The 24,628-nt window shown below is 59.4% G+C and carries 19 protein-coding genes and 2 riboswitches; of the genes, 12 read left to right on the forward strand and 7 right to left on the reverse strand.

The window, feature by feature from the left end:
* Positions 1-53: 53 nt before the first annotated feature.
* Entirely contained in the window at positions 54-1,100 is a 1,047-nt protein-coding gene (locus GZH79_RS00085; RefSeq protein WP_211641117.1) for a TRAP transporter substrate-binding protein, read from the reverse strand.
* Between the two features lie 214 nt (positions 1,101-1,314).
* Here GZH79_RS00085 and GZH79_RS00090 point away from each other — a divergent pair, with 214 nt between their 5' ends.
* The 7 genes from GZH79_RS00090 to gcvP all read left to right on the forward strand — a co-directional run bounded on the left by GZH79_RS00090 (position 1,315) and on the right by gcvP (position 9,880).
* Positions 1,315-2,727 (forward strand): cytochrome ubiquinol oxidase subunit I, encoded by a 1,413-nt coding sequence (locus GZH79_RS00090; RefSeq protein WP_211641118.1) that lies wholly within the window; start codon positions 1,315-1,317, stop codon positions 2,725-2,727.
* Between the two features lie 3 nt (positions 2,728-2,730).
* The gene (gene cydB, locus GZH79_RS00095; protein WP_211641119.1) at positions 2,731-3,744 is read left to right on the forward strand and encodes a cytochrome d ubiquinol oxidase subunit II; all 1,014 of its coding nucleotides are present in this window, start codon (positions 2,731-2,733) and stop codon (positions 3,742-3,744) included.
* Positions 3,744-3,854, forward strand: a complete 111-nt coding sequence (locus GZH79_RS00100; RefSeq protein ID WP_211641120.1) for a DUF2474 family protein — start codon at positions 3,744-3,746, stop codon at positions 3,852-3,854. The genes cydB and GZH79_RS00100 overlap by 1 nt, the downstream gene beginning before the upstream one ends.
* Positions 3,855-3,920: 66 nt before the next feature.
* The gene (locus tag GZH79_RS00105; protein WP_211641121.1) at positions 3,921-5,321 is read left to right on the forward strand and encodes an aspartate aminotransferase family protein; all 1,401 of its coding nucleotides are present in this window, start codon (positions 3,921-3,923) and stop codon (positions 5,319-5,321) included.
* A 7-nt stretch (positions 5,322-5,328) separates the two neighbouring features.
* Positions 5,329-5,414, forward strand: a riboswitch (glycine riboswitch).
* Positions 5,415-5,417: 3 nt separating this feature from the next.
* Positions 5,418-5,478: riboswitch (glycine riboswitch) on the forward strand.
* A 64-nt stretch (positions 5,479-5,542) separates the two neighbouring features.
* Positions 5,543-6,664: a glycine cleavage system aminomethyltransferase GcvT gene (gene gcvT / locus GZH79_RS00110; RefSeq protein WP_211641122.1), complete on the forward strand. Its 1,122-nt coding sequence runs from the start codon at positions 5,543-5,545 to the stop codon at positions 6,662-6,664.
* A 12-nt stretch (positions 6,665-6,676) separates the two neighbouring features.
* Positions 6,677-7,036: a glycine cleavage system protein GcvH gene (gcvH, locus tag GZH79_RS00115; RefSeq protein ID WP_211641123.1), complete on the forward strand. Its 360-nt coding sequence runs from the start codon at positions 6,677-6,679 to the stop codon at positions 7,034-7,036.
* Between the two features lie 3 nt (positions 7,037-7,039).
* A complete protein-coding gene (gcvP, locus tag GZH79_RS00120; RefSeq protein WP_211641124.1) occupies positions 7,040-9,880 on the forward strand; it encodes an aminomethyl-transferring glycine dehydrogenase in 2,841 nt (946 codons plus the stop codon).
* Positions 9,881-9,900: 20 nt separating this feature from the next.
* Here the strand turns inward: gcvP and GZH79_RS00125 are convergent, their stop codons facing one another.
* The 4 genes from GZH79_RS00125 to GZH79_RS00140 form a co-directional block, all read right to left on the reverse strand.
* Positions 9,901-10,764: a DUF1206 domain-containing protein gene (locus GZH79_RS00125; RefSeq protein WP_211641125.1), complete on the reverse strand. Its 864-nt coding sequence runs from the start codon at positions 10,762-10,764 to the stop codon at positions 9,901-9,903.
* A 147-nt stretch (positions 10,765-10,911) separates the two neighbouring features.
* On the reverse strand, positions 10,912-11,703 hold the full coding sequence (locus tag GZH79_RS00130; protein ID WP_211641126.1) for an ATP-binding cassette domain-containing protein: 792 nt from the start codon (positions 11,701-11,703) through the stop codon (positions 10,912-10,914).
* Positions 11,700-12,767, reverse strand: a complete 1,068-nt coding sequence (locus GZH79_RS00135; RefSeq protein WP_211641127.1) for an ABC transporter permease — start codon at positions 12,765-12,767, stop codon at positions 11,700-11,702. Before GZH79_RS00135 ends, GZH79_RS00130 begins: the two co-directional genes overlap by 4 nt.
* Before the next feature lie 75 nt (positions 12,768-12,842).
* Positions 12,843-13,865 (reverse strand): sugar ABC transporter substrate-binding protein, encoded by a 1,023-nt coding sequence (locus GZH79_RS00140; RefSeq protein ID WP_211641128.1) that lies wholly within the window; start codon positions 13,863-13,865, stop codon positions 12,843-12,845.
* A 161-nt stretch (positions 13,866-14,026) separates the two neighbouring features.
* Here GZH79_RS00140 and GZH79_RS00145 point away from each other — a divergent pair, with 161 nt between their 5' ends.
* The gene (locus GZH79_RS00145; protein ID WP_211641129.1) at positions 14,027-15,223 is read left to right on the forward strand and encodes an ROK family transcriptional regulator; all 1,197 of its coding nucleotides are present in this window, start codon (positions 14,027-14,029) and stop codon (positions 15,221-15,223) included.
* A gap of 7 nt (positions 15,224-15,230) precedes the next feature.
* Here GZH79_RS00145 and GZH79_RS00150 read toward each other — a convergent pair whose 3' ends face one another.
* Together GZH79_RS00150 and GZH79_RS00155 are read right to left on the reverse strand one after the other, a co-directional pair.
* Positions 15,231-16,292 (reverse strand): Hint domain-containing protein, encoded by a 1,062-nt coding sequence (locus GZH79_RS00150; RefSeq protein ID WP_211641130.1) that lies wholly within the window; start codon positions 16,290-16,292, stop codon positions 15,231-15,233.
* 115 nt (positions 16,293-16,407) lie between these two features.
* Positions 16,408-17,442 (reverse strand): lipid A-modifier LpxR family protein, encoded by a 1,035-nt coding sequence (locus tag GZH79_RS00155; protein ID WP_349291139.1) that lies wholly within the window; start codon positions 17,440-17,442, stop codon positions 16,408-16,410.
* A 122-nt stretch (positions 17,443-17,564) separates the two neighbouring features.
* Here GZH79_RS00155 and glgB point away from each other — a divergent pair, with 122 nt between their 5' ends.
* Genes glgB through glgX form a run of 4 tightly spaced genes read left to right on the forward strand, consistent with a single transcriptional unit; the run spans position 17,565 to position 24,626 of the window.
* Positions 17,565-19,769 carry a 1,4-alpha-glucan branching protein GlgB gene (glgB, locus tag GZH79_RS00160; protein WP_211641132.1) on the forward strand — a complete coding sequence of 735 codons (2,205 nt, stop codon included), beginning with the start codon at positions 17,565-17,567 and terminating at the stop codon, positions 19,767-19,769.
* 21 nt (positions 19,770-19,790) lie between these two features.
* Positions 19,791-21,062, forward strand: coding sequence for a glucose-1-phosphate adenylyltransferase (gene glgC / locus GZH79_RS00165; protein WP_211641133.1), 1,272 nt, complete (start codon positions 19,791-19,793; stop codon positions 21,060-21,062).
* 4 nt (positions 21,063-21,066) lie between these two features.
* Positions 21,067-22,503 carry a glycogen synthase GlgA gene (gene glgA / locus GZH79_RS00170; protein WP_211641134.1) on the forward strand — a complete coding sequence of 479 codons (1,437 nt, stop codon included), beginning with the start codon at positions 21,067-21,069 and terminating at the stop codon, positions 22,501-22,503.
* Positions 22,500-24,626 (forward strand): glycogen debranching protein GlgX, encoded by a 2,127-nt coding sequence (gene glgX / locus GZH79_RS00175; protein WP_349291140.1) that lies wholly within the window; start codon positions 22,500-22,502, stop codon positions 24,624-24,626. Before glgA ends, glgX begins: the two co-directional genes overlap by 4 nt.
* Positions 24,627-24,628 lie beyond the last annotated feature (2 nt).

Consider the following 24,628-nt stretch of genomic DNA (forward strand, 5'->3'; position numbering starts at 1 on the left):
AAGAAAAAGGCGACCGCCAATGCCGCGGTCGCCCGGTTTTTGCTGAAAGCCCCTTAGTTGGCGGCTTTGTATTCGTCCATCAGCGCACGGGCGCGTGCGATCAGCGCCTGACCGTCGTACCCTTTGCTGTCCATGTCGGCGGCCCAGCTGTCATAGATCGGCTGAACAATCGGCATCCAATCGGATTCGACCGTGGCGGCATCAATGGTCACGATGTCATTGCCCATGTCCTGCGCGATGGCCAGACCGGCAGCATCGCCCGCCAGCATCACGTCGGCACCCATGTCCGAAAACGCCAGACCAGAGTTGTCGTCGATCACCTGCTTCAGATCGTCGGGCAGGTTGTCGTAAACGTCCTGATTCATCGCCACGATAAAGGCGAGCGTATAAAGTCCCGCACCCTCAAAGAAGGTATGATTGCTGACCAGTTCGGACGTCTTGACGGCGGTGGTGACTTCCCACGGCAGCGTGGTGCCGTCGATCACACCCTTTGACAGCGCTTCTGATACACCGGGTACAGGCATGCCGACTGGGGTTGCGCCAACGGCTTCCAGCATCTGGTTCACCAGACGTGAACCGCCGCGGATTTTCATGCCCTGCAGATCATCTGGCGTTTCCACCGGATCCATCGTGTGGAACAGGCCCGGCCCATGCACGAAGGTGGCAAGCATCTTCATGTTCGGGAAATCGGTTTCCGCCATGCTCTCTTCGTACATCTTCCAGAACGCATAGCTTGCGGCGTTCGCGTCATCGACGAAGAACGGCAGTTCGAACACTTCGGTCGCTGGGAAACGTCCGGGCGTGTAGCCGACAACGGTCCAGATCACATCCGCAATGCCGTCCTGCACCTGATCGACCAGTTCGGGCGGCACGCCGCCAAGTTGCATCGCCGGATAATGGTCGACTTCGATGCGGCCATTGCTTTCTTCTTCGACCTTCGCCGCCCAGACGTCCAACATATTGGCGGGAATGGCTGCCTGCGCCGGAAGCATCTGATGCATCTTCAGCGTGACATCCTGTGCAGACGCGCCGGTCGCAGAAAATACGCCCAGCGCAACCGCGCCTGCCGCCGACAACAGGTTTCTACGTGTGGTTTTCATAGTCAGGACCTCCCAATCCTCCCGTAACATCGCCACAAAAGACGGCAATGCACATTAATAAACGCCACTCTTTCCGGAACATAACACAAGATCAACGCCAAACTGGTTGGTCAGATGGCCCCTATCGCCCTATCATCCGTCAAGCATCCGGGTCTTGACCATCGCATGCAACGCGGTGCGATCCAGTTGTCTGATAAACACAAAGGGGCCGAGCATGTTGTCAGGTTTCAGCGCAGAAATCTTAGCGCGGGTGCAATTTGCGTTCACCGTGTCGTTCCACATCATCTTTCCAGCTTTTTCGATCGGATTGGCAAGCTTTCTGGCGGTGCTGAACGCGCTTTGGCTTTGGACCGACAATCAAGTTTACCGCATCCTGTTTGATTTCTGGAAAAAAATCTTTGCCATCGCATTCGGCATGGGCGTCGTATCGGGCATCGTGATGTCGTATCAATTCGGCACCAACTGGTCCGTCTTTTCGGATCTTGCCGGCCCCGTAATCGGCCCGTTGATGGCATACGAGGTGCTGTCGGCATTCTTTCTGGAAGCCGGATTCCTTGGCGTGATGCTGTTTGGCCGCGAACGCGTCGGCAATGGCCTGCACATGTTCGCAACCGGTCTGGTCGCATTCGGGACGTTGATATCCGCCACGTGGATTCTTAGCGTCAACAGCTGGATGCACACGCCCGCAGGCTACAGCATCAACGAACTGGGCCAATTCATTCCAGAGGACTGGTGGGCCATCGTGTTCAACCCGTCCTTTCCCTATCGTCTGTTGCACATGGTGCTTGCCGCCTATCTGACGACTGCGTTTGTCGTGGCCGGTGTCGGCGCGTGGCACCTGCTGCACAACAAAGCCGATGCAGCGGGGCGCAAGATGTTTTCCATGGCCATGTGGATGGCATTGCTGGTGACACCGCTGCAAATCGCAGCAGGCGATTTCCACGGCATCAACACGCTGGAACATCAGCCGCAAAAGATCATGGCAATGGAAGGTCATTACGACAGCCATCCCGAAGGTGCGCCGCTTATCCTGTTTGGCATACCGAATCCGGACGAAAAACGCATCGACTACGCCATCGAGATTCCAAAGCTGTCATCGCTGATCCTGAAACACGATCTTAACGCGCCGCTCGCAGGGCTGGATACAATCCCGGATGAAGACGAACCACCTGTCGCAATCGTCTTTTTCAGCTTCCGCATCATGGTCGCCATTGGATTTGCAATGCTGGGTGTTGGCATCTGGGGTGGCGTGCAGCGATATCGCAAGCGTTTGTATGATTCGACTTGGCTGCATCGCACGGCGGTACTGATGGCGCCCGCCGGGTTTGTCGCCGTGCTGGCAGGCTGGATCACAACCGAAGTCGGTCGCCAGCCATTTACCGTTTACGGGATGTTGCGCACGTCAGAAAGCCTGTCACCCATCGCGGCACCTGCGGTCGCAACGTCGCTGATCGCATTCATCATCGTCTATTTCTTCGTTTTTGGCGCAGGCACGTTCTATATCGTGCGGCTGATGATCAAGACGCCACAAGCGCCCGACGATCTGGAAGAAAACGGCCCGACACGCACCGCCGGTATCACCCCTGTCCAGCAACTGGACGATTCCCACCTCGCACCCGGAGAATGACACATGCCTGACGTCTTCTTTGAACTGTCGTTCATCTGGGCCGGGCTGATTGCCTTTGCCGTCCTGACCTATGTGGTGCTGGATGGCTTCGATCTGGGGATCGGCATCCTGTTTCCCTTCGCCCACACCCACAAGGACCGGGACGTGATGATGAATTCGGTCGCCCCCGTCTGGGACGGCAACGAAACGTGGCTGGTGCTGGGCGGGGGCGGATTGTTCGCGGTGTTTCCACTGGCCTATGCCATCGTCATGCCCGCACTTTACATGCCGATCATCCTGATGCTGCTGGCACTGGTATTTCGTGGCGTCGCCTTTGAATACCGCTGGAAAACCGTGCGCTGGCGCGGCGTCTGGGATACCGCATTCTTCGGCGGGTCCACGGTCGCAGCATTGTGTCAGGGCATTGCATTGGGCGCGCTGGTGCAGGGGATCGACGTGGATGGCCGGGCCTACGGTGGCGGCTGGTGGGACTGGTTGACGCCGTTTTCGATCACGACCGGAATAGCTGTGGTCGTCGGCTACGCGCTGCTGGGGTCGACATGGCTTGTGATGAAAACCAGCGGCGCGGTCAGCCACCACATGCGCGACATCGCAAAACCACTGGCCATCGTCACGCTGGTGTTCATCGCCGTCGTGAGTCTGTGGACACCGTTCCAGAACGCCGAATACTTTGGTCGCTGGTTCAACTGGCCCGGCACACTTTACACCTCTCCCGTGCCGATTGCCTTGGTCGTGGCCGTATTCTTGCTGTTCCAGGGTCTGGCGACTGGTAAGGAAACCACGCCGTTTCTTGCGGCAGAGGCGATTTTCGTGCTTGCGTTCATCGGGATCGGGATCAGCTTTTACCCGCATATCGTGCCGCCCAGCCTGACAATTGTCGAAGCGGCAGCGCCTGATTCCAGCCTGCTGTTCACGCTGGTCGGCACGCTGGTGCTGGTGCCGCTGATCCTGATTTATACAACCTATGCGTATTGGGTGTTTCGCGGAAAGATCGACCCTGACGAAGGCTATCATTGATGGCCAGCCGTCCCCTGTGGAAACGGATCAGTTGGTTCGTGCTGATCTGGCTGGCATCGGTTGCAGTTCTGCTGGTGGTCGCCTACGTCATCCGCCTAGCGATCCTGTGACCCCCTTGCCAATCGTAGCCAGCGGGCGCAATCGTGATTGTGACCCCGCTGCGAAAGGACCGCATGATGTTTGAAAATCACCTGCCCACCGCCGAATTGCAGGCATTGGACGCGGCCCATCATATGCATCCGTTCACCGACGGTGCGGGTCTGAACAAAAAGGGCGCGCGCGTCATCACCGGGGCCAGCGGTGTCTGGCTGACCGATAGCGACGGAAACCGTATTCTGGATGCCATGGCGGGCCTTTGGTGCGTCAACATCGGCTATGGCCGACCCGAAATGGCCGACGCCGCAGCGCGCCAAATCAATCAGCTGTCGTTTTACAATACGTTCTTCCAGACGACCCATGTTCCTGCTGTCACACTTGCCGCCAAATTGGCTGAACTTGCCCCATACGACCTGAACCACGCGTTCTTTGCCAATTCCGGGTCCGAAGCGAACGACACCAACCTGCGGCTGGTACGGCACTATTGGAAAGCAAAGGGCAAACCCACAAAGCGGATCGTGATCGGACGCTGGAACGGCTACCACGGGTCAACCATGGGATCGGCCAGTCTGGGCGGTATGAAATTCATGCACGAACAAGGCGGCCTGCCGATCCCCGATGTGGCGCATATCGATCAGCCCGACTGGTGGATGCAGGGTGGCGACAGCGCGCCCGATGATTTCGGCCTTGCGCGCGCACGCCAATTGGAAGCCAAGATCATCGCGCTCGGGGCTGACAACGTGGCCGCATTCATCGCGGAACCGATCCAGGGGTCCGGCGGCGTGATCGTGCCGCCTGCAACCTATTGGCCGGAAATCCAGCGCATTTGCCGCGAACACAACATCCTGCTGATCGCGGACGAAGTCATCACGGGGTTCGGCCGCACCGGGCGCTGGTTCGGCTCTGAAACACTGGATATCCGGCCCGACATCATGACCATCGCCAAAGGCATGTCGTCCGGCTATGCGCCCATCGGTGCGTCGCTTTTGTCCGATGACGTCGCCGACACGATCAATGATGCGGGTGAATTCAACCACGGCTACACCTATGCCGCCCACCCGCTGAGCGCGGCGCTGGCACTGGAAAATATCCGCATCCTTGAAGACGACGACATTGTGGATCACGTAGCCAACGTCGCTGGACCCTACCTGAAAGAAAAGTGGGAAGCACTGATCGACCATCCACTGGTCGGTGACGCCAGTATTCTGGGCATGATGGGGTCGATCCGGATGACGCCGGACAAAGCCAGCCGCGCCAAGTTCAAAGCCGATGAAGGCACCGCAGGCTATATCTGCCGCGAACGCTGTTTTGCCAATAATCTGGTGATGCGCCATGTCGGTGACCGCATGGTCATTTCGCCGCCTCTGGTGATCACAACCGATGAAATCGACATGTTCATCGCCCGCGCGATCACGTCTTTGGACGAAACCCACGCAAAGCTGAAAGCCGATGGCTTGATGGAGGCCGCCCCGGCAGGCTAAAGTCCTGCCGAATCGTGTGGGAGAACCGGATCATCCGGTGCCGAAGGCGCAACCGCCCCGGAAACGCTCAGGCCAAAGGACCGCACGGGACGAAAACTCTGGAGAGTGGCGCATTGCGTCCGCCGAAGGGATAGCGATCTCAGGCACACGGACAGAGGGGGCATCGGGCCGCGGCGTGCGCGGCGATGGATGCCCGTGGTGTGCCACGGTGAAAGGATGCCGTGACGGAACCGCTGAAAACACCGCTTCATGACATGCATATCGCCTTGGGCGGCAAGATGGTCACTTTCGCAGGATACAGCCTGCCGGTGCAATATCAGGGCGTCATGCCCGAACATCTGCACACACGCGCCGCAGCGGGGCTGTTCGATGTCAGCCATATGGGGCAGGTCCTGATTGACGGGCCGGACTGGGACAGCGTCGCAAATTGGCTGGAAACACTGATCCCCGTCGATGTGCTGGACCTTGCAGCCGGGCGCCAGCGCTATGGCCTGCTGACCAATGACGCGGGCGGCATCCGTGATGATCTGATGCTGGCACGGCGCGGCGATGCCGCCTTTCTGGTGGTCAACGCCGCCTGCAAGGCCGATGATATCGCACATATGCGGGCCACTTTGCCCGCGGAACTGACACTGACGGAACTGACTGATCGTGCGCTGCTTGCATTGCAGGGTCCGGCGGCGGAAACCGCACTCGCAGCATATGCACCGCAGTTAAAGACGTTGCGTTTCATGGACGTGGCCGACGTCACCCTGAATGGGGTGCCGTGCTGGGTCAGCCGGTCCGGTTATACGGGCGAGGACGGGTTTGAAATTTCTGTGCCGAACGACAGCGCGGTCGCACTGGCGCAGGCGTTGCTGGATCAACCCGGTGTTGCCCCCATCGGTCTGGGCGCGCGCGACAGCCTGCGTCTGGAAGCAGGGTTGTGCCTGTATGGACATGATATCGACGCCACCACGACTCCGGTTGCCGCAGGGTTGTCGTGGGCCATCCAGAAGGTGCGCCGCCCCGCCGGCGCGCGGGCTGGCGGCTATCCCGGCGCGGACATTATCGGCCCGCAACTGATAAACGCCCCCGATACCGCACGGGTCGGTTTGCTGCCCGACGGCCGCGCGCCGATGCGCGAAGGTGTCGCCATCTTTGCCGATGCGGATGCACAGACGCCCATTGGTCATGTGACCTCTGGCGGGTTCGGGCCGACGCTGGAACGCCCCGTCGCGATGGCGACGATCGACCGTGCCTTGGCCGCGCCCGGCACTATGCTGTGGGGAGAGGTGCGGGGCAAACGTCTGCCCGCCACCGTGACGCCCCTGCCCTTTACCCCTGCCCGTTTCAAACGCTGAAAGGACCTGATCATGAAATTCACCGAAGAACACGAATGGCTGCGGATCGAGGACGATCTTGTCGTCGTTGGCATCACCGAACACGCCGCCGAACAATTGGGCGACATTGTTTTTGTCGAACTGCCGGACGAAGGCAAGGTGGTGGTCAAGGACGACGAAGCCGTCGTGATCGAAAGCGTCAAGGCCGCGTCCGATATTCTGGCCCCCCTGTCTGGCGAAATCGTCGAAGTGAACACCGCATTGCAAGACAACCCCGGTCTGGTCAACGACGACCCGCTGGGGGACGGTTGGTTCTTCAAGATGTCAGTCGAGGATATGTCCCAGATGGACGAATACCTTGACGAAGCCGATTACAAAAAGCTGGTGGGATAAATCATGACCTTCACCCCGACCGACTACTTGCCATACGACTTTGCGAACCGGCGTCACATCGGCCCGTCGCCGGACGAAATCGCGGCGATGCTTGAAACGGTCGGGGCTGACAGTCTGGATGCGCTGATCGACGACACAGTGCCGCCAGCGATCCGGCAGGCCACGCCGCTGGATTTCGGCAAACCCAAATCCGAAAGCGAACTGTTGTGGCACATGAAACAGGTCGCGCAGGAAAACCGCGTCCTGACATCGCTGATCGGTCAGGGATATTACGGCACGGTGACGCCCCCCGCGATCCAGCGGAACATCTTTGAAAACCCCGCATGGTACACCGCATATACACCCTATCAGCCTGAAATCTCCCAAGGTCGGCTGGAAGCCCTGCTAAATTACCAGACGATGGTCAGCGATCTGACGGGGCTGGACATCGCCAACGCATCCCTGCTGGACGAAGCCACCGCCTGTGCAGAAGCGATGACGATGGCGCAACGCGTCGCCAAATCAAAGGCGCGGGCGTTTTTCGTCGATGAAAACTGCCATCCGCAAAACATCAATGTGATCCGCACCCGCGCCGAACCGTTGGGAATCACGGTCATCGTCGGCGCACCCGAAACGATGGATGCCGACGCCGTTTTCGGGGCGCTGTTTCAATATCCCGGCACCCACGGCCATGTCCGCGATTTCACCGACCAGATGGCGGCGCTGCACGCAGCGCAGGCCATCGGCGTCGTGGCCGCCGACCCTATGGCACTGTGCCTGCTGAAAGAACCCGGTGCCATGGGCGCCGACATTGCCGTTGGAAGCACGCAACGGTTCGGTGTGCCAATGGGATACGGCGGGCCGCATGCGGCCTATATGGCGACGAAACAGGCCTATGCGCGCAACATGCCGGGCCGCATTGTCGGCGTGTCCCGCGATGCACATGGCAACCGCGCATACCGGCTGTCGCTGCAGACCCGCGAACAGCATATCCGCCGTGAAAAAGCGACATCGAACGTCTGCACGGCACAAGCGCTACTGGCGGTCATGGCCGGGTTCTATGCGGTCTTTCACGGTCCCGAAGGGCTAAAGGCGATTGCCCAGCGTATTCACCGCAAAACTGTGCGGCTGGCGCGCGGGCTGGAAGACGCAGGATTCCCTGTCGAACCGGATAACTTTTTCGACACGATCACGGTCGAGGTCGGGGCGCTTCAGCGCGGTGTCATGCAAGCCGCAGTCAATGAAGGCGTAAACCTGCGCCGTGTGGGCCGCACCAAGGTCGGCATTTCGTTGGACGAACGCTGCCGTCCTGCCACGATCCGTCAGGTCTGGCGCGCCTTTGGCATTCAGGACCGCGATACCGATCTGGGGGCGGAATACCGGATGCCCGACGCGCTGTTGCGGCGGTCGGATTACCTGACCCATCCGGTGTTCCACATGAACCGGGCCGAAACCGAAATGATGCGCTATATGCGCAGGCTGGCGGACCGCGATCTCGCGCTGGATCGTGCGATGATCCCGCTGGGGTCCTGCACCATGAAACTGAACGCCGCCGCTGAAATGATGCCCGTATCATGGCCGGAATTCGCGCTGCTGCACCCCTATGTGCCGCGCGACCAAGCGGCGGGTTACACCCGGATGATCGACGATCTTAGCGCGAAGCTGTGCGAGATTACCGGCTATGCCGCAATTTCGATGCAGCCGAATTCCGGCGCGCAGGGCGAATATGCGGGGCTGCTGGCGATCGCAGGCTATCACCGCGCGCAGGGACAGGGTCAGCGCGACGTCTGCCTGATCCCGATGTCTGCGCATGGCACCAACCCCGCCAGCGCACAGATGGTGGGCTGGACGGTCGTGACCGTCAAATCGGCTGCCAACGGTGATATCGACCTTGCTGATTTCCGCGCCAAGGCCGACCAATACGCCGACCGGCTGGCGGGTTGCATGATCACCTATCCCAGCACGCACGGCGTATTCGAAGAAACCGTGCGCGATGTATGCGACATTACCCACGCCCACGGCGGGCAGGTCTATATCGACGGGGCGAACATGAACGCGATGGTTGGTCTGTCGCGTCCCGGCGATCTGGGCGGCGATGTCAGCCACCTGAACCTGCACAAGACATTCTGCATCCCGCACGGCGGCGGCGGTCCCGGCATGGGGCCGATCGGGGTCAAGGATCACCTGATCCCGCATCTGCCTGCCGATCCCAACGGGGCATCGGGTGCGGTCTCGGCGGCGGCTTTTGGTTCGCCGTCGCTGTTGCCGATTTCCTGGGCCTATTGTCTGATGATGGGCGGCGCGGGGCTGACGCAGGCAACCCGCATCGCGATCCTGAACGCAAACTACATCGCGGACCGTCTGTCGGGCGCGTTTGACGTGCTGTATCGCGGCAGCAAGGGCCGTGTGGCGCATGAATGCATCATCGACACCCGGCCCTTTGCCGATCACGGAATCACTGTGGACGACATCGCCAAACGCCTTGTCGATTGTGGTTTTCACGCCCCCACGATGAGCTGGCCAGTCGCAGGCACATTGATGATCGAGCCGACGGAATCCGAAACAAAGGCCGAACTCGACCGGTTTTGCGATGCGATGCTGGCGATCCGGGCAGAAATCGACGACATCGCCGCAGGTCGGATCGATGCCGCGAATAACCCGCTGAAAAACGCACCCCACACGGTCGAAGATCTGATCGGTGAATGGGACCGACCCTACAGCCGCGAACAGGGTTGTTTTCCGCCGGGGGCATTTCGGGTGGACAAATATTGGCCACCGGTCAACCGGGTCGACAACGTATTCGGGGACCGCAACCTGCTATGTACCTGCCCCCCGATGGAAGATTACGCAGAGGCGGCTGAATAAGCCGCCCTGCGCAACAGGCTTCAGATCTTGGCGCTTTGGGCCTTTGCCTGCGCCTTCATCCGCGCGCCAAGGGTCTGGATTTCGTCCGGATCCGTTGCGCGCGGCACGATGCGGTAAGCCGCGTTCACAGCGCAAAACAGGGCAAAACACAGCAACCCGATGCACAATAAAGCGACCAGTATCCGACCGTAAGCCTGCCCTGACAGCCAATCGAAAACGTCGCCCAGACCACCAGCACTGTCGGGGGAATATTGCCATGCGGCATAGGTGATGAACACACCGATGACCGATACGACAAATCCCTGACTGGCCACACCTGCGCGCAACAGCGGATCATAGTTGCGCGTGAATGTGTTGCCGACCAGCGTGCTGCGATAGGCACGGTCGTATGCTTTTTTCAGGTAATAAATGCCGGCGCCAATCGTGACCAGACCCGCCGCACCAAGAATGATGCGACCACCCGGCTGCTGCATGACCCAGCCCGCCGCCTTGGAAATCGAGCTTTCGCCACCACCGCCTTGTGCTGTGACAGCGATCAGCAGCGCACCGACACCGATCGCCGCGTGAATAAGCCCGGTGACGCACATTCCCAGTCTTGCGATGATCCCCTTGGCATCGGTGCCATGGCATTCCATGTCCCAAGCCGCGTCGATCAACCGCCAGACGGCATAACAGACCATGCCGACGAAAATCGCCAGCAATACAACCGTGCCCCATGCCGCACCTTCGATCGCGGCAAAGGCCGATGACGTGCTTTCACCGTTGCCCCCCCGAAACAGCGACCAAGCCGAAATGCCCGCCACCACAAGATAAACCAGCGCCCGGCCCGCATAGCCCAGACGCATCACGGGGATCGCCCAATCAAGATTGCTGTTGTCCGCCATTGTAAAGTCCGCCCTTGTCCAGTCTGCGAAGACAACGGCACGGACCGCCAATCGTTCCCGATAAACTTCACGCAGGCTTTATCGCGCGTGACGTCACATCGTCGGAACAAAAAGGGCCACCCCATCGGGCGGCCCTTTTGTTGTTGTTCAGGCCGTCGCTTTGCCACCGATCAGCGCTTCTTCGGGTTCAGCGGCCCCGGTCATGTACGCCACGGCATCCGACATCGAATGGTTTTTGGGATCGATCACGCACAGCCGTTTGCCCAGACGGTGGACGTGGACGCGGTCCGCGACCTCGAACACGTGGGGCATGTTGTGGCTGATCAGAATGATCGGAATACCACGCGATTTGACGTCCTTTATCAGGTCCAGCACCCGGCGGCTTTCTTTCACGCCCAGCGCGGCGGTCGGTTCGTCCAGAATGATCACACGGCTACCGAATGCAGCGGCCCGCGCGACCGCGACGCCCTGACGTTGCCCACCCGACAGTGTTTCCACCGCCTGATTGATGTTCTGGATCGTCATCAGACCCAGTTCCGACAGCTTTTCACGGGCGAATTTCGCCATCGCGGGTTTATCAAGCTGGCGAAACACCTTGCCCATGATACCGGGCTTGCGCAATTCACGCCCCATGAACAGGTTGTCCGTGATCGACAGGGCGGGCGACATCGCAAGCGTCTGATAGACCGTTTCGATACCCGCCTCACGTGCGTCGATCGGCGAAGCAAAGTTAACGCGCTTGTTGTCCAGCCAGACCTCGCCCTCGTCGGGGATAACGGCACCTGACAGGGCTTTGATCAGGGTCGATTTACCCGCACCGTTGTCACCGATCACGGCAAGAATTTCGCCGGGATACAGTTCGAAATCACAGTGATCCAGTGCGGTGACACGGCCATAGCGTTTGACAAGGTTACGGCCTGAAAGAATGGGATCGGTCATGCTGATACCTTTCTGATCCATTGGTCGATTGCGACGGCACCGATGATCAAGACGCCAATCAGCAGATAGGTCCATTGCGCGTCGGCCCCGGCCATACGCAGACCCATTTCAAAGACACCGACGATCAGCGCCCCCAGGAACATCCCCACGATACTGCCGCGACCACCGAACAGGGATATGCCCCCGATCACAACGGCCGTGATGGACTGGATGTTACCCAGCACCCCGGTCGATGCCGACGGCGTAATCGACCCGAAACGGCCAATCATCACCCAGGCCGCAATGGCGCAAAACAAACCGGCCAAGGCATAGACCTGTATCAGAATCGTGTCGGTCTTGACGCCTGCCAGCTTGGCCGCTTCGGCATCGTCCCCCACGGCATAGACATGGCGCCCCCAGGCCGTCGCCCGCAGCACGTAGGCCATAATCGCAACCAGCACGATCAGCAGCACCACCGCATAGGTGACGCGGGCATCGAACAGGGAAAAGCTGTTGCCCCAAAACTGCATGATTCCGGCCTGTTCTTCGATGTCGCGGGACCGGATCGTTTCGTTGCGCGAAAAGATGTAGTTGGTCGCAAGGAAAATCTGCCATGTGCCCAGCGTCGTGATGAAGGGCGGGATTTTCATCTTGGCCACCAGAAAGCCGTTCAGCGCGCCCATCAGGGTGCCCGCCGTCATGGCAATGATCACAGACAATTCCGCCGGGACACCGTAACGAAAGCTAAGCTGCCCCATCAGCACTGTGATCAGAACCGCCATCGCACCGACCGACAGGTCGATACCGGCAGTCAGGATAACCAGCGTCTGCGCGATCCCCAGAACACCCACAATGCCGATCTGCTGAAAGATCGTCGACAGGGTGCTGACGCGCAGGAAATTCGAATTCAGGTAGCCGAACACAAAGATTGCCACCACCAACACCACAAGCGGTACAAGCGCCGGGGTCTGGTGCAGCATATGTTGCAATTGACCCAGCGCACTGCGCTTCGGGGCTTCGAACTGAGCCAGCGCGTCCGCCTTGCCGCCGCGGGTCTTGCTTTCGTAATTGTCTGATTGTGCCATTTTGTGCCCTCCCCCGTTTGAATTGAAAACGGGCGACGCTTGGCCGCCCGTTTTGTCTATTCTGCTGTCAGGATCTTAGCCCCAGCAGCGGTCCGTCCCTTCGGCTACGTCAATGCTGGCGACACCATCGACCGGCTGGTCGGTGACAAGGTTCACACCGGTATCGAAGAAATCCTTGCCTTCTGTCGGCTCGGGCACGGTGCCGTCTTTGGCAAAGGCTGCAATCGCTTCAATACCCAGCGACGCCATGTCCAGCGGGTACTGCTGAGCGGTCGCGCCGATCACGCCTTCGGCGACGTTCTGCACGCCGGGGCAACCGCCGTCGACGGACACAATCAGAACGTCGTTTTCACGACCCATCGCGCGCAGCGCTTCATAGGCACCTGCGGCTGCCGGTTCGTTGATGGTGTAGACCACGTTGATTTCGGGATCCTGCGCCAGCAGGTTTTCCATCGCGCGGCGACCGCCTTCTTCGTTGCCCTGCGTGACGTCATTGCCGACGATGCGGGGGTCTTCTTCGTCGCCCCACTGGTTCGGATCACCCAGTTCGATGCCAAAACCCTGCAAGAAACCCTGGTCGCGCAGAACGCCGACGGTCGGCTGGCTGACGTCAAGGTCCAGCATCGCAATCTTGGCGTTGGCAGCTTCTTCGCCCAGCGTGGCGGCGGCCCACTGGCCGATCAGTTCACCGGCAAGAAAGTTGTCGGTTGCAAACGTGGCATGGGCCGCGTCGGCAGGCTCCAGCGGTGTGTCCAGCGCGATGACCAGAATGCCGGCTTCTTTCGCCTGCTCCAGTACCGGCACGATGGCTGCGGTGTTGGACGCGGTGATCAGGATACCGGCCGCGCCGTCGGCGATGCAGGTTTCGACAGCAGCGACCTGCGTTTCGTTGTCGCCGTCGACCTTGCCGGCAAAGGTCATCAGGTTGATGCCCAGCTCTTCGGCTTTCGCGGTCGCACCTTCGCGCATTTTGACGAAGAACGGGTTGGTGTCCGTTTTGGTAATCAGGCACGCCGTCGTTTCGGCATGCGCCGCTGCAAATGCGATGCTGGTTGTCGACAACAGCGCAAGTGTGGTTCCGGTCAGCAGTTTTTTCATGTTCCCCTCCCAAGGAATGAGGCGTGATCGCCAAGGCCCTGATCCGTTTGGACCAGGCAAGTGGTAACATTTGAAACCTATCATAGACGATTCGTCAACGATAATTAATAAACTTGATTTACTTATTTAAGCATCTGATAATGCCTAAAGGGGGAGCGGCGATGAACCATGAAGATGTGCGAAGTCAGCCCACAGGGCGCAATCAAAGCGCGCTGCGTGATCACAACGAAAGGTTGATACTGACAACCCTGTCCCGACAGGGTCCTATGCCGGGCAGCGACATATCGCGGTTGACGGCCCTTTCGCCGCAAACCGTATCGGTGATCCTGCGCGAGCTGGAACAGGACGGCATGTTATCACGGGGGTCGCCACAGCGCGGCCGTGTCGGTAAACCGTCGATCCCGATGGCCCTGTCCAAAACAGGCGCGTATTCAGTCGGGGTCAAGATCGGACGACGCAGTGCCACGCTGGTGCTGACCAATATACTGGGCGACACGTTGCTGGACCGGGTCAAACGCTATGATTACCCGCGCCCTGCCCCAATCATGGATTTCCTGCGGCAGGCACTGGATGATATCCGTGTCCATCTGGGGCCGCGCGGCTGGGATAGAATTGCCGGGATCGGCATCGCGAAACCCTTTGAGATATGGGCATGGCACGACACGATCGGCGCACCGCAAAGCGACCTCGACGCATGGCGAGAGTTCGATTTCAGCGTGGCCCTTGCCGCGATCTGCGATCTGGATGTCTACGTCGAAAATGACGCGACAGCAGCCAGTCAGGCCGAACATATCTATGGTGTTGGGCATGCGTGGTCGCATTACGCCTATTTCTTTGTGGGAACATTTATCGGCGGCGGCGTTATTTTGAACGACGCCGTGTTCGATGGACCTTTCACCAACGCGGGGGCATTTGGGTCGCTGCCCGTGCGCACACAGGCCGGGCAAATCCGCCAATTGATCGACACTGCGTCCCTGCACCTGCTGGAAAGCAAAATTCGGCAGGCCGGGCGCGATCCATCGGCTATCTGGCAGGATTTGACAGATTGGTCCAACTTTGGCGTGCTGGTGGACGATTGGATCAGCATGGCCGGCAGCCAGCTTGCGACCGCTGCCCTGACGGTCTGTTCCGTCATCGATTTCGAAGCGATCGTGATCGACGGATCAATGCCAGCCGACGTCAGGACGCGGTTGGTCGCACAAACCCGGGCAGAACTGACATCATTGGACCACCGTGGCCTGCATGTCCCGCAGATCGTCGAAGGTCGCATCGGTCCGGCCGCGCGCGAACGAGGTGCGGCGGCAATTCCCATTCACGCAAAGCATTTTCTGGCCCCACACGCCCGCGCAAAGACCTGATCAAGGGTTAATGGCCATCCGCCTTTAACACGGCCGTTTCACTGACACTCAGCATGCGCCGGGCGGTCCCACCATACAGTGACGTATCCACCCGCATGTCGGGCAAGCGGTCGAACAATCGGTCGCGGTCGTCATCGTCCAACGCACCCATCGGCGTATTGTCGGGATGAAAGCTTTCGGTTGCGACGCCGTTCGCAAAGACGATTTCGTGATGTGGCAACAGCATATGGATATACTGTACACTGCGATGCCCCCGTTCGCGCAGGATACTGCAGTCGTTCACCAGATCGCGGGCCGCGACCAGCACCTCATCACAGTTGAATAACGCCCGCGCCTGCACACCGCGCAGCACCAACCGATGATCCGGCGATACAAGCAATCCTTCGTCAGGGACATCGCGGTCCAACGCACCGGCCCGCAGACGCACAGGCGCCAGATCGGGCAAAGCCATGATCCGGGCACCACTGACACGGCGCGACCCCATCCACAAAATCTCTGCCGGGCCGTTGTCCTGCGTTTGGACCACATCGCCTTCGGCCAGGGAAGCTACGTCGCGGGGACCAAATGGCGTCATGATCATCGTGCCGGGTGTAAAGCAGATCACACCACGCGGCACACGTTCGGTTTCGGCCCGCATCTGCATGTCGACGCTGTGGCGCACGATCCAAAGTTCGGTCCGGCGCGGCGGGATATCATCGACGAACATCACCAGCGGTTTTCGCCCCGCACCACGCGGCACAAGTGTCACGTCCCACGTCTTGAACCCATCCGTCACAGTCAGTGATTTGTCGAACAAGGGATCCTGCAGGATCGGGATACTGTCCAAAGGTGGCACATTGGCCGCGTCCAAAAGCCGCCGCACCGTGGGTGCGGCCCGTTTGCGCATGCTTGCCTCTTCCTCTGATCGCCCCAATGGAAGAACGGCACTTGGGCCGTCCACGCGCACCGGATCGCCGGTCCATGACCAGCACACCCCGACACGGATGTGATCGACAGGCGGCGACATCAGCCCGTCCAGTTCCACTTGGGACCAGGGAATGACAAACGTGCCACGAAAGCCCGTTTTCATACCTGTTACTCTGCCTCATCGGCCGCGTCGTTGATCGCGCGGTCCTTGACGACAAACGTTAACGCCACCCCCTGAACCGATCAAGTGGCGCGACACGTGCTGTTGCAAAAGAGTATCAGAAGCTGAAGTTCAGCCTGACCGATCCGACGACCTGCCCTTCGGGCTGGGTTTCAAATTCCCTGGACAGATAGGTCGCGCCATAAAACAGCGACAAACCGGGGTGCGGCTGCCAATTGACCCCTGCACGCGCACGCGACCGGGTCGGGCTGGCATCATATCCTTCAGACGCGGGCAAAAGCTGGGTGTCGCTGACACTTGCAATATCGCCGCCCAGAACGAAACCAACGCCTGAACCACTGCCGATTGCACCGGGATACAATTGGCCCGTTACGACGTCGCGCACCAACAGATCGTCTTGCCCCACACGTCCGACGATCAGATCGGCCCCAACGCGCGCAATGTCTTCGGTACCCAGTCGACCTGCCAGAAATGGCCGCAGCGTCGCCGTATCGCCCAAAGCATAAGTCTGACGCACCTCGCCGCTGACATCCAGAAACACGGTATCGTTCAGTTGCGGGCTATCCAAAGGCTGCTGCAAACCAAATGTATCGTGATAGAATTCCTGAAAATCGTTCAGCCCTGTCTGTGGCCCGACCACAACCAGATCCGCGCCGACGCGCGCATCGGCAGATCCAAGCCCGAAATGCGTATGGGCCCCTGCAGACAGCAACCCTGCATAGGGGCGGCCCTGCGTCCGGCTGTCCGGTGCGATGATTTCCGCGCGAAAGCGATATTCAATCACGTCGCCGAATTCATCCAGCGCCCCGTCAAATGGCTGCGGCGCCCGAAGGTGGCTGAACGCGTACGAACCAGTCCGCCAGCGATCATGACCGTCAGCCAGCGCATCATTTGTAAACAGACGACCGTTGCCGATAGCCTGTCGGTCGGCGAACAACGTCTGCCCCTGTAGCGCCGTTGCGCAAATCAAAAGGCAAAAAGACAGCGCAGCGCATTTCATGTCGGTCGGTTCAAGTCCAAGGTCAGGGCAGGGTCGGCGTTCGTAGGTCAATAAAAGGCGGGATCGAGTCGCACTAGCAATCGTTTTACATCGTTTCGGTTTATGGCGGCACAGCAACACACCTGTGGCCATGACAAATTACCTTTGCCTTGCAGTTTTTGGGCCCACATCATTACTGAAACGTAAAAATTCGTCCATATTTTGACGCGAAAGCATTAAATGGGGGAAAATTCATACACTTGCGGAGACACTTTATGCCCGACATCAAGACCCCATCGGCTGCGGCGCTGGTCGATTACAACGCCGCCCGCAAAATCGTCAGGGGCCAGTGTCGGCAACCGTTCGAGGCCTTGGGTCCGCAGTCCCGCGACGATGGCACCTTGCTTAGCGTGTTTGTGCCCGGTGCGGAAACAGTGGTTTGCGTGACGCCGACGGTACGGATCGCAATGGAACCGCTTGCCGACCACGACGGATTATTCATCACGGCGTTCGACACAGTGCCCGTCGGCTATACCTTGGAAGCGATGGCAGATGGATACAGCTGGTCGTTTCATGATCCTTACAGCTTTGGCCGCGTCCTGAGCGACGCGGATATCTATTATATCAGCGAAGGCAGCTTTCAGCGGGTCTGGAATGCCCTTGGTGCCCATGTGATGACCCACGAAGGGGTCGATGGGACACATTTCGCGGTCTGGGCGCCGAATGCGCAGCGCGTGTCCGTCGTTGGCAATTTCAACATGTGGGATGGCCGTCGCCTACCGATGCGGTTGCTGGGGCAATCGGGCGTCTGGGAAATCTTTGTGCCCGGCGTCACGGTGGGCGAGGTTTACAAATACGAAATCATCGGTGCCAACGGCGAACACCTCCCCCTCAAGGCAGACCCCTTTGGCTACGGGTCAGAACATCCGCCCGCGACCGGATCTATCGTGCGCGACCTGCGCGATCCCACGTGGTCGGACGCCGATTGGATGACGACACGGGCCGAGCTGCAAACCACAGATGCTGCCATTTCAATCTATGAGGTCAATCTGGCAAGCTGGAAACGCGCACCGGGAAACCGCCCCCTGTCCTATCTGGAACTGGCCGACGATCTGGTGGATTACGTCGCGTGGATGGGGTTCACGCATATTGAACTGATGCCGATCAGCGAACATCCCTTTGACGGCAGTTGGGGGTATCAGCCCGTCGGGCTTTATGCCCCCACGATCCGCCACGGCACACCGCAGGAATTCCGCGCGCTGGTCGATGCCGCCCACAAAAAGGGGCTGGGTGTCTTGCTCGACTGGGTGCCCGGACACTTTCCAGCGGACGCGCACGGTCTGGGCAATTTCGACGGCAACCAGCTGTATGAACATGCCGATCCGCGCGAAGGGTTCCATCAGGACTGGAACACCCTGATTCCGAACTTTGGCCGGAGCGAAGTCGCAAATCATTACCGGTCCAACGCGCTTTACTGGCTAGAGGAATATCATCTGGATGGCATCCGCGTCGATGCGGTCGCGTCCATGCTGTATCGGGATTACAGCCGCGCGCATGACGCATGGGTCCCGAACAAGGACGGCGGGCGCGAAAATTACGAAGCGATTGCGCTGCTTCAGAACATGAATTCGCTGGTCTATGGAGAAGCCGCCGGCATCATGACCGTGGCCGAAGAAAGCACGGCATTTCCGGGCGTGTCGCGTCCGGTTGATCACGGCGGACTGGGGTTTGGGTTCAAATGGAACATGGGCTGGATGAACGACAGCTTGCGCTACATGGCCAATGACCCGATCCACCGCAAACACCATCACCACGAAATGACGTTCAGCCTGCATTATGCCTTTGGCGAGAATTATGTTTTGCCAATCAGCCATGACGAGGTCGTGCATGGCAAGGGATCAATGCTGGACAAGATGCCGGGTAATCCGTGGGAAAAGTTTGCAAATCTGCGCGCGTTCTATGGCTATATGTGGACCCACCCCGGCAAGAAGCTATTGTTCATGGGACAGGAGTTCGCACAGTCAAAGGAATGGAACCACAACCAAAGCCTTGATTGGCATGAATGCGACGATGGCCGTCACAAGGGTGTGCAGATGTGGATACGCGATCTGAACGGGTTTTACCGCGACACGCCCGCGCTGCATGTCAACGACTGCCGCCCGTCCGGATTTCAATGGTTAGAGGCGAACGACGCGGACCGGTCGATTTTTGCTTATTTGCGGATCGGCGGTCCGGATGACCCCAAGGTTGTGATCGTGATGAATATGACCCCCGTTGCACGCACAGGCTACCGCATCGGATTTCCAGATGCTGGACGCTGGCGCGAGGCACTGAATTCGGACGCAGAAAGCTATGGCGGCAGCGGACGCGGCAATCTGGGAGGCATTGACGCAGAACGCCGGGACTGGATGGGGCAGGACCATTCCGCAGAAATCACGATACCGCCGCTGTCCACACTGATTTTCGTGCAGGACAGTTAACAGAACACGAGGGAGAGAGACATGAAACCGACGGCGAATACACGACTATCGAACAAGGCGCTGGCGTTCGTTCTGGCCGGCGGGCGCGGTAGCAGGCTGAAAGAACTGACAGACAACCGGGCCAAACCGGCGGTCTATTTCGGCGGCAAGACCCGCATCGTGGATTTCGCCCTGTCCAACGCGCTGAATTCCGGCATCCGCAAAATGGCGATTGCGACCCAATACAAGGCGCATAGCCTGATCCGCCATTGCCAACGCGGCTGGAACTTTTTGCGGGCGGAACGGAACGAATTTCTGGATATCCTGCCTGCATCGCAGCGGATGGACGAAACGAAATGGTATGTCGGCACCGCCGACGCGGTGACACAGAACATCGACATCATCGACAGCTACAATATCGAATACATCGTTATTCTGGCCGGCGATCACATCTACAAAATGGACTACGAGGTGATGCTGCAACAGCATGTCGATACCGGCGCTGACGTCACGATCGGCTGCCTGACCGTGCCCCGCATGGAAGCGACGGCGCTGGGCGTCATGCATGTGAACGCGCAGATGCAGGTCACGGATTTTCTGGAAAAGCCCGCAGATCCGCCCGCCATCCCCGGCGATCCCGACCACGCGCTGGGGTCGATGGGGATTTATATTTTCGACTGGAAATTCCTGCGCGAGCTTTTGATCGAGGATATGGACAAGGCCGACAGCAGCCATGATTTCGGCCACGATATTATCCCGCATATCGTCAAGCATGGCAAAGCCATGGCGCACCGGTTTCAGGACAGCTGCATCATGTCGGGTCTGGAAACCGAACCTTACTGGCGCGACGTCGGCACGGTCGATGCGTTCTGGCAGGCCAATATCGACCTGACGCACTTTACGCCGCCGCTGGATCTGTATGACAACGCCTGGCCGATCTGGACCTATGCCGAAAGCGTGCCACCTGCCAAATTCATCCACAACGAAGAAGGCCGTCGTGGATCAGCGGTATCTTCCATGGTGTCGGGCAACTGCATCATTTCAGGAACAGAGGTCAGCGAATCCCTGCTGTTTACCGGGGTGCGGACCCATTCGTACGCATCGCTGCACCGCGTCGTCGCTTTGCCGGACGTTGTGGTCGGTCGCCGGGCAGAGCTGCAGAACTGCATCATCGACCGTGGCGTTGATATTCCCGAAGGATGCGTAATCGGCTTTGATCCCGCCGACGACAAAAAGAACGGCTTTCGCGTGACTGATGCCGGTGTGGTGCTGGTCACGAAAGCCATGATCGACAGCTACATGGCAAAGGCATGATCATATGAATCGTCGTGTTCTGTCTGTCACTTCGGAATACGTTCCCTTGGTGAAAACCGGGGGGCTGGCGGATGTCGCGGGCGCCCTGCCATCTGCGTTGGCAGAACACGACTGGGACATGCGGACATTGCTGCCCGCCTACCCCGGTCTGATCGCCAGACTGGGCGACGTGACACAGGTCTGGGCCGACGACGCATTGTTCGGCGGTCAGGCGCGTGTGCTGATGGGACGCTTGGATGCGGCAACCGTGCTGCTGCTGAACGCACCGCACCTGTATGACCGCGACGGTGGCCCCTATGGCAATCCGCATGATTTTGCCGACAATCCACAGCGGTTCGCGGCCCTGTCATGGGTTGCGGCACAGATCGCGCAATCTGGCACGTCGGACGGCTGGACGCCCGAAATCGTGCATTGCCATGATTGGCAGGCAGGTTTCGCCCCGGCCTACATGGCGCTGTGCCTGCCGTCTGCGGCGCGATCGGTCATCACGATCCATAACATCGCGTTCAAGGGCGAAGCCCCCGCCGCCATGCTGGGGTCCCTGCGCCTGCCAATCGAAGCGTTCAACAGCGACAGCCTTGAATACTGGGGCAATCTGTCCAGCCTCAAGGCAGGTCTGGTCCATGCAGACGCGATCACGACTGTCAGCCCGACCTATGCAGAAGAACTGATGCGTCCCCAATACGGCTTTGGGCTGGAAGGCTTGCTGAAACACCGCGCTGCGGATTTCCACGGCATCCTGAACGGTGTCGATGAAACCCAATGGAACCCAGAAACCGATCCGCATATCGCGCGGCATTTCAACAAGTCGACGCTGGCGCACAAGCAACACAACCGCACCGCCCTGATGGCTGAATTCGGGCTGGTGGCTTGCGACGGGCCATGCGCCATCGTTGTCAGCCGCCTGACCGACCAAAAGGGAATGGACCTGCTGGTCGAAGCGATCCCTGATTTTCTGCAAGCGGGCGGATGCCTTGCGGTGCTGGGGTCTGGCGACCCGCACATCGAACAGGACCTAAAGTCGCTGGCGCAATCCAATCCCGGCCGGGTCGGCCTGCGGATCGGCTATGACGAGGCGCTTTCGCACCGCATGTTTGCGGGCGGTGACCTGGTATTGGTGCCGTCGCGGTTTGAACCGTGCGGCCTGACCCAGCTTTACGGGCTGCGCTATGGCTGCGTGCCGGTCGTTGCCTTGACCGGCGGGCTTGCCGATACGGTCATCAACGCCACGCCGATGGCGTTGCAGGATAAATCCGCCACCGGCATCCAGTTTCATCCGGTCGACGCATTGGCCTTTGGGCAGGCGCTACGGCGCGCCGTCTCCTTGCACCAGAACAAGAAAACATGGACAGCCGTCCAGAAAAAGGGCATGTCACAGGTCCTTGGTTGGGGTGCATCCGCTGCATCCTATGCCGACCTGTACGAAAGCCTGATTGTGTGAATGCCCATCTAAGTCATTCTATTCCAACCAAATTACGTGACCACCCCCTGTCAGCCGGAAAACCCTATCCGCTGGGGGCATCCTTTGACGGGGCCGGCGTCAATTTCGCGGTCTTTTCCGAACACGCCGAACGGGTCGACCTGTGTCTGTTCAGCGACGACGGCCGCAAGGAACGCGCCCGGATGCCATTGCTGGAACGCGATGGCGATATCTGGCACGTGCATGTCGGCGGCCTGACGCCGGGTGCGAAATACGGCTTTCGCGTCCACGGCCCCTATGACCCGGAAAACGGTCATCGGTTCAATTACAACAAGCTGTTGGTCGATCCCTATGCCAAGCGGATATTCGGCAAGCTGAAATGGTCTGATGCGCTGATGGGTTACCGCGTCGGCAGCCCACGCGCGGACCTTAGCTTCGATGCGCGCGACAGCGCCTTTGCCGCACAGCGCGGCGTTGTGGTCGATCCGTCGTTCAACTGGGCAAATGACCTGTCCCCCGATATCGCCGCATCCGATACCGTCCTGTACGAAGCCCACGTCAAAGGCATGACCGCCCGTATGCCCGGCGTGGCATCCCCGATGCGTGGCAAATTTCTGGGCATGTCGTCCGAACCCGTGCTGGACCACCTGAACGCCATCGGCGTGACAACAGTGCAGCTGATGCCGTCACAAGCCTTTGTCGATGATCATTTTCTGGTGCGGCAAGGTCTGCGAAACTACTGGGGCTACAACACCATCGGCTTTTTCGCACCCGAACCGCGCTACATGACCGAAGAAGGCGTGTGGGAATTCCAGACGATGATCCGCCGGTTCCATAACGCCGGAATCGAAGTGATCATGGACGTCGTCTATAACCACACCGCCGAAGGCAACGAAATGGGGCCGACCCTGTCGTTTCGCGGCTTTGACAACAAATCATACTACCGCCTGACAGACGGCGGGCGCGGCTATGTCAACGACACGGGCGTTGGAAATACCCTGCGGACCGAACATCCCATGGTGCTGCGGATGATCATGGATTCCATGCGCTACTGGGTCGAGGTGATGCACGTCGACGGTTTCCGCTTTGACCTTGGCACCTCTTTGGCGCGCGAACATGACGGGTTCGACCGCGAAGGCGGGTTTCTGGACGCGCTGCGCCAAGACCCGGTGCTGGGCCGGGTCAAGCTGATCACCGAACCCTGGGATCTGGGTCCGGGGGGGTATCAGTTGGGCGCGTTTCCGCATCCCTTTATGGAATTCAATGATATTTTCCGCGATGATGTGCGCAAATTCTGGCGCGGCGACACCGGTAAGACAGCCCTGCTGGCAAAACGTCTGGCTGGCAGCGCGATGCAGTTTGACCATTCCGGCCGCAAGGCGACCGCGTCGATCAATTTTGTCACCGTCCACGACGGCATGGTGCTGGAAGACCTGGTTTCATACAACGTCAAACACAATGCCGCCAACGGCGAGGACAACCGCGACGGCAAGGACGACAATTATTCCGACAACATGGGCGTCGAAGGCCCGACCGATAATCCACAGATCCGTGCCGCACGCGCCCAGCGTAAACGCAACATGCTGGCCACCGTTTTTCTGTCGCAGGGCACGCCTTTTTTGTTGGCAGGGGATGAATTCGGCAACAGCCAGTGGGGCAACAACAACACCTTTGCCCAGGACAACGACACCGGCTGGCTGAACTGGGACCGGCGGGACGACAAGCTGATGGCTTTCGTGGCAAAGCTGACAACCCTGCGCCGGCAACATCCCGTGCTGCGGCAAACGCGCTTTCTGCATGCCCGCGCCCGGCGCAAGGACGGTATCGCCGATCTGTTCTGGCGCAAACCCGATGGCAGTCAGCCGACAGAAGCGGACTGGGCCGACCCGCAATGGCGGGCATTGTCGGTCGAAATGCGCACAGCGTCCGATACGCCGAACTATGCCGCATCCGACGATGTGGTATTTTTGACGTTCAACGCAGGTGACGCAATCGACATCACCCTGCCCGATTGCGAACCCAGATGCCCCTGGGAACTGATCCTGGATACGGCCAATCCCGACGATGGCCCGCAGTGCATCACCGGAACCACGGTGCGCGTGGCAGCGCAATCGGTATGCGTCTTTGCCCGAACGCAGGATTGATC

Origin of the sequence: Loktanella sp. SALINAS62, assembly GCF_018263905.1 — a bacterium.
GTDB lineage: Bacteria > Pseudomonadota > Alphaproteobacteria > Rhodobacterales > Rhodobacteraceae > Loktanella.

What these genes read in the sequence shown, in the direction of transcription:
- GZH79_RS00085 (WP_211641117.1), bottom strand. Translation starts at nt 1,100, where the DNA reads ATGAAAACCACACGTAGAAACCTGTTGTCGGCGGCAGGCGCGGTTGCG.
- GZH79_RS00090 (WP_211641118.1), top strand. Translation starts at nt 1,315, where the DNA reads ATGTTGTCAGGTTTCAGCGCAGAAATCTTAGCGCGGGTGCAATTTGCG.
- cydB (WP_211641119.1), top strand. Translation starts at nt 2,731, where the DNA reads ATGCCTGACGTCTTCTTTGAACTGTCGTTCATCTGGGCCGGGCTGATT.
- GZH79_RS00100 (WP_211641120.1), top strand. Translation starts at nt 3,744, where the DNA reads ATGGCCAGCCGTCCCCTGTGGAAACGGATCAGTTGGTTCGTGCTGATC.
- GZH79_RS00105 (WP_211641121.1), top strand. Translation starts at nt 3,921, where the DNA reads ATGTTTGAAAATCACCTGCCCACCGCCGAATTGCAGGCATTGGACGCG.
- gcvH (WP_211641123.1), top strand. Translation starts at nt 6,677, where the DNA reads ATGAAATTCACCGAAGAACACGAATGGCTGCGGATCGAGGACGATCTT.
- gcvP (WP_211641124.1), top strand. Translation starts at nt 7,040, where the DNA reads ATGACCTTCACCCCGACCGACTACTTGCCATACGACTTTGCGAACCGG.
- GZH79_RS00125 (WP_211641125.1), bottom strand. Translation starts at nt 10,764, where the DNA reads ATGGCGGACAACAGCAATCTTGATTGGGCGATCCCCGTGATGCGTCTG.
- GZH79_RS00130 (WP_211641126.1), bottom strand. Translation starts at nt 11,703, where the DNA reads ATGACCGATCCCATTCTTTCAGGCCGTAACCTTGTCAAACGCTATGGC.
- GZH79_RS00135 (WP_211641127.1), bottom strand. Translation starts at nt 12,767, where the DNA reads ATGGCACAATCAGACAATTACGAAAGCAAGACCCGCGGCGGCAAGGCG.
- GZH79_RS00140 (WP_211641128.1), bottom strand. Translation starts at nt 13,865, where the DNA reads ATGAAAAAACTGCTGACCGGAACCACACTTGCGCTGTTGTCGACAACC.
- GZH79_RS00145 (WP_211641129.1), top strand. Translation starts at nt 14,027, where the DNA reads ATGAACCATGAAGATGTGCGAAGTCAGCCCACAGGGCGCAATCAAAGC.
- GZH79_RS00150 (WP_211641130.1), bottom strand. Translation starts at nt 16,292, where the DNA reads ATGAAAACGGGCTTTCGTGGCACGTTTGTCATTCCCTGGTCCCAAGTG.
- GZH79_RS00155 (WP_349291139.1), bottom strand. Translation starts at nt 17,442, where the DNA reads ATGGCCACAGGTGTGTTGCTGTGCCGCCATAAACCGAAACGATGTAAA.
- glgB (WP_211641132.1), top strand. Translation starts at nt 17,565, where the DNA reads ATGCCCGACATCAAGACCCCATCGGCTGCGGCGCTGGTCGATTACAAC.
- glgC (WP_211641133.1), top strand. Translation starts at nt 19,791, where the DNA reads ATGAAACCGACGGCGAATACACGACTATCGAACAAGGCGCTGGCGTTC.
- glgA (WP_211641134.1), top strand. Translation starts at nt 21,067, where the DNA reads ATGAATCGTCGTGTTCTGTCTGTCACTTCGGAATACGTTCCCTTGGTG.